3 protein-coding genes are annotated in these 4,154 nt (G+C 59.2%); 2 read left to right on the forward strand and 1 reads right to left on the reverse strand.

Annotated features, from left to right (window positions below; all coding sequences use genetic code 11):
- Positions 1–434 (forward strand): hypothetical protein (locus tag BLS51_RS30395; RefSeq protein ID WP_229208078.1); only part of this gene is annotated, 434 nt, incomplete at its 5' end.
- 1 nt (position 435) lies between these two features.
- Positions 436–2,400, forward strand: a complete 1,965-nt coding sequence (locus BLS51_RS29080) for a TonB-dependent receptor family protein (protein ID WP_373994428.1) — start codon at positions 436–438, stop codon at positions 2,398–2,400.
- Here BLS51_RS29080 and BLS51_RS30550 read toward each other — a convergent pair.
- The gene (locus BLS51_RS30550) at positions 2,397–3,914 is read right to left on the reverse strand and encodes a methyl-accepting chemotaxis protein (RefSeq protein ID WP_304529052.1); all 1,518 of its coding nucleotides are present in this window, start codon (positions 3,912–3,914) and stop codon (positions 2,397–2,399) included. The genes BLS51_RS29080 and BLS51_RS30550 overlap by 4 nt on opposite strands.
- Positions 3,915–4,154: the final 240 nt, after the last annotated feature.

The raw sequence follows: 4,154 nt of genomic DNA on the forward strand, positions 1-4,154 counted from the left end.
CCACTGCTGGTCACTGGTTCGCTCTTCTCAAAAATACTGACAGTATTTCTACTGAATATTTCTTTGTTGAGCATTTAATGCTTTTTGTTGCAGCACCAAATGCCCACACTTATCGACTGTTAATTTTTAAAGATCATTCTGTATTGCCAGCTGAAGAAGCGTTTTGTTCATCAGCGAAGAGGCAAGATTATGAAGCATTACAACCATCTCGTCAAGCTCTTCTTTTTTCTCGTTTCGCTCTGTATCAGATACATCGTTTCGCGAGGGACAGAATCATAACAAGGCGGCGCTCATCTGACAAGGCCTTTGTTATATTTCGTTTTCACCATTCCACGAAAGTCTATTTTGCTCCTCCTTGCCCTTCTTGCCGCCGCTGCCGTCGAGGCGCCTGTTGTCGTCATCAGCGGTACGCGCAACGAGCGCTCAAGCTTTGATGTGCCTGCCTCCATTGATGCGGTGACGCCGGATGACAGCCAGCCCCGCGTCAACGTATCCGAAGCATTGGCGGCAGTGCCTGGCCTGGTGGTGCAGAACCGTCAGAACTACGCGCAGGATCTGCAAATCTCTTCACGCGGCTTTGGCGCGCGCTCGGCGTTTGGCGTGCGCGGCGTGCATCTGATCACCGACGGCATCCCGGCCAGCATGCCGGATGGCCAGGGTCAGGCCGCCACCTTCAATCTGGATATGGCGGAACGCATCGAAGTGCTGCGCGGCCCCTACTCTGCAATCTATGGCAATCATTCCGGTGGTGTGATCCAGTTGTTCACCCGGGACGGCGAAGGCGCGCCGTTAGTAGAGCTGAATGTCAGCGCCGGCAGCTATGGCACGCGCAAGACCGATCTCAATGCGCAAGGCAAGCAAGGTGGCGTAGGCTATGTGCTGGATGCGTCGCGCTTCGACACCGATGGCTATCGCGCACACAGCGCCGCAACACGCGACCAGGCCTTTGCCAAGCTGACGCTGAATCCTGTCGACGGCGCCAAACTGAGCATCGTCGCCAACGCGCTGCGCCAGGATGACACGCAGGATGCGCTTGGCGTCAGCTGGGCAAGCTATCAGCGCGATCCACGCGCCGGCGAGATCGACACCACCGACACGCAAACACCCAAGCGTACGCTGGCCGATCGCTACGATACGCGCAAAAGCATCGACCACAAACAGGTGGGCGCAACGTGGGAGCAGCGCTTCGGCGATGACCGTTTACGCGTGACCGCGTATGGTGGCAATCGCGAAGTGATCCAGTATCAGTCCTTCTCAAAAGCGTTCCAGGCGCCGACGACGCATTCCGGCGGCGTGGTGGATTTCGCGCGCGACTTCTACGGTGCGGAGATCAACTGGACCAATGTGCGGCAGCTGGCTGCCGGCACATTGACCACCACCGCCGGCGTGGAATACGGCCGCTCGAAAGACGCGCGCCAGGGCTTTGAAAACTTCATCGGCAATCAGTTCGGCGTCAAAGGCAGACTGCGCCGCGATGAAGACGACACCGTCAGCAATCTCGATCCCTACCTGCAAACCGAATGGGACAGCGGCGCGTGGCAGCTCAGCGCTGGCGTACGGCATAGCCGTGTGAAGATCTCGGTTGACGATCATTTTCTCGCCAACGGCAACGATAGCGGCTCGCTCAGCTACAGCCACACCACGCCAGTGGCAGGCGTGCTGTATCGCGTGACGCCGCAACTCAATCTGTACGCGAGCGCGGCGCGCGGCTTCGAGACGCCAACCCTGAACGAGCTGTTTTACTCCGGCGCCGGCAACGGTTTCAATTTCCGCTTGCGGCCAGCACACAGCAAGCATCTGGAGGCAGGCGTCAAAGCGCGCCTTGATGGTGGTACGCGCATCAATGCTGCCGTCTTCCAGGTGAAGACCGATGACGAGCTGGTAGTCGATGTCGCCAGTGGCGGCCGCACCAGCTACCGCAATGGCGGCAAGACACTGCGCCAGGGCGCCGAGCTATCGCTGGAATCCACCTGGCGTTATGGCTTGAGCACACGCGTGGCGCTGACCACTTTGCGCGCGGTCTACGACGAAGGCTTTAACAATGTACTGGAAGGCAGCCGCCTGCCTGGCGTACCGAAGGCGAATGCCTACGGAGAGCTGGCCTGGCAGGAAAACGCCGGCCACTTCGGCGCGGCGCTGGAGGCAGTCGCTGTCGGCAAGATCTACGTTGAAGACAGTAATACGGACAAGGCGGCGCCGGGATATGGCCTGCTGAATGCGCGCGTGACGGCGCGCCAGCAATGGGGTGGCTGGCGCTTCAAGCAGTACGCGCGCCTGAATAATCTGCTCGATAAAAGTTATGTCGGCTCAGTGATCGTTGGCGATGCCAACAAGCGCTATTACGAAGCGGCGCCGCAGCGCAACTGGCTGCTTGGCGCCAGTGCGCTGTATCAGTTCTAAGCCGACAGCTTGAACGTGCTGACCGCCGCCGACAGGTGCCGCGCCTGATCCTGCATGCTATGCGCGGCGGCGGCAGCCTCCTCGACCAGCGCGGCATTTTGCTGTGTCACGCCATCCATCTGGCGGATCGCATGGCTGATTTGCTCGATGCCAGTGGTCTGCTCGTCGCTGGCGGCGCTGATGTCGCTGATGATGTCCGTCACGCGGCGTACGCTGCTGACCACTTCATTCATCGTGGCCCCGGCTTCGCTCACCAGGCGCGCGCCCGCATCGACCGTCTCGACCGAGTTGTCGATCAGCGCCTTGATCTCCTTGGCTGCGGCGGATGAACGCTGCGCCAGGTTGCGCACCTCGGTTGCCACCACAGCAAAGCCTCGTCCCTGTTCGCCAGCGCGCGCTGCTTCGACGGCAGCATTCAGCGCCAGGATATTGGTCTGGAAGGCGATGCCATCGATGACAGCAATGATGTCGACGATTTTCTTCGACGAGCTATTAATCGCCCCCATCGTATCCACCACCTGCGCTACTACCGCACCGCCGCGCACCGCCACTTCGGATGCAGAAATCGCAAGCTGCTGCGCCTGGCGCGCATTGCCGGCGTTGTGCTTGACCGCATCCGTCAACGCTTCCACCGACGAAGTGGTCTGCTCCAGCGCCGAGGCTTGCGCTTCCGTGCGCGCCGACAGGTCATGGTTGCCGGATGCGATCTGCACCGAAGCGCTGGCAATCGTCCCGGTGCCGCTGCGAATCTGGCCGACGATATTGCTTAATCCATCCTGCATGGCTTTCATCGCGGCCAGCAAGCTATGCTGGTCGCGCGGCGCGGTGTGGATTTTCACACCAAGGTCACCGGAGGCGATACTACCGGCAATGTCGGCGGCGTAGCGCGGCTCGCCACCCAGCTGCGACATCAGGCTGCGCGCCAGCGCATACAGCACAGCGGCGGCCAGGCCCACGGAGCCGAGCAGGATCGCCAGCATCACAGCCGACGAGGACGCGATTTGCGATTTGGCGTAAGCCTCATCATCGGCATTGCGCCTGGTGGCGCGCTCCACCAGCTGATTGATGGCGGCGCGATGCTGCGCGTAGCGCTGCTTCATGATGTCCAATGCGGCGGCGGCAGCTGCCGTGTCGTCCTTTTCCAGCGCTGGCACGAATTGTGTGAAGGCGACCTGATAGAACTCCTGCGCCGGTTTATCGGCACCGTTCAGCAGCAAGTCCTTGATGTCGTCTTCCAGCACTTCCTTGGTCCAGAAGAGGTGGCGCGTGTCGTAGTCGTTCTTGAGGGATTTGAGATTGTCGAGCAGTGCTTTGCGCTCGGCCGGCGGCGCGCTCACGGCCTGCAGCGAGACCAGATAGGATTCAATGATGTATTCGGGCGGGGGCAAGATATCCGCGATCAGGTCCTTGCCTTGCACCACCCGCTGATAAATCGGGCCGTTGACCTTCAGTTGATCAAGTACCTTGAACGACCACGCACCGTAGACAGCAAAACCGGCGACGATAATCGCCATTAATAAAGCGAAGCGGTGAGCCAGCTTTAGTTCTGAGAATTTCATTGGGGATAGGGCTTTTGCCACATTAATAATGGAATGTGGAGTATATCGCCCGAAATGCAAAAAATCCCCTACCAGGAGCTCTGATAGAGGATTTTTTTATATAACTAGCTTGACGATAACCTACTTTCACACTGGTTGCAGCACTATCATCGGCGTAGAGTCGTTTCACGGTCCTGTTCGGGATGGGAAGGGGTG

This window comes from Duganella sp. OV510 (assembly GCF_900100205.1).
Lineage (GTDB): Bacteria > Pseudomonadota > Gammaproteobacteria > Burkholderiales > Burkholderiaceae_D > Rugamonas.

Coding starts and splice junctions, on each gene's coding strand:
- BLS51_RS30550 (WP_304529052.1), bottom strand. CDS start 3,914: ATGGCGATTATCGTCGCCGGTTTTGCTGTCTACGGTGCGTGGTCGTTC.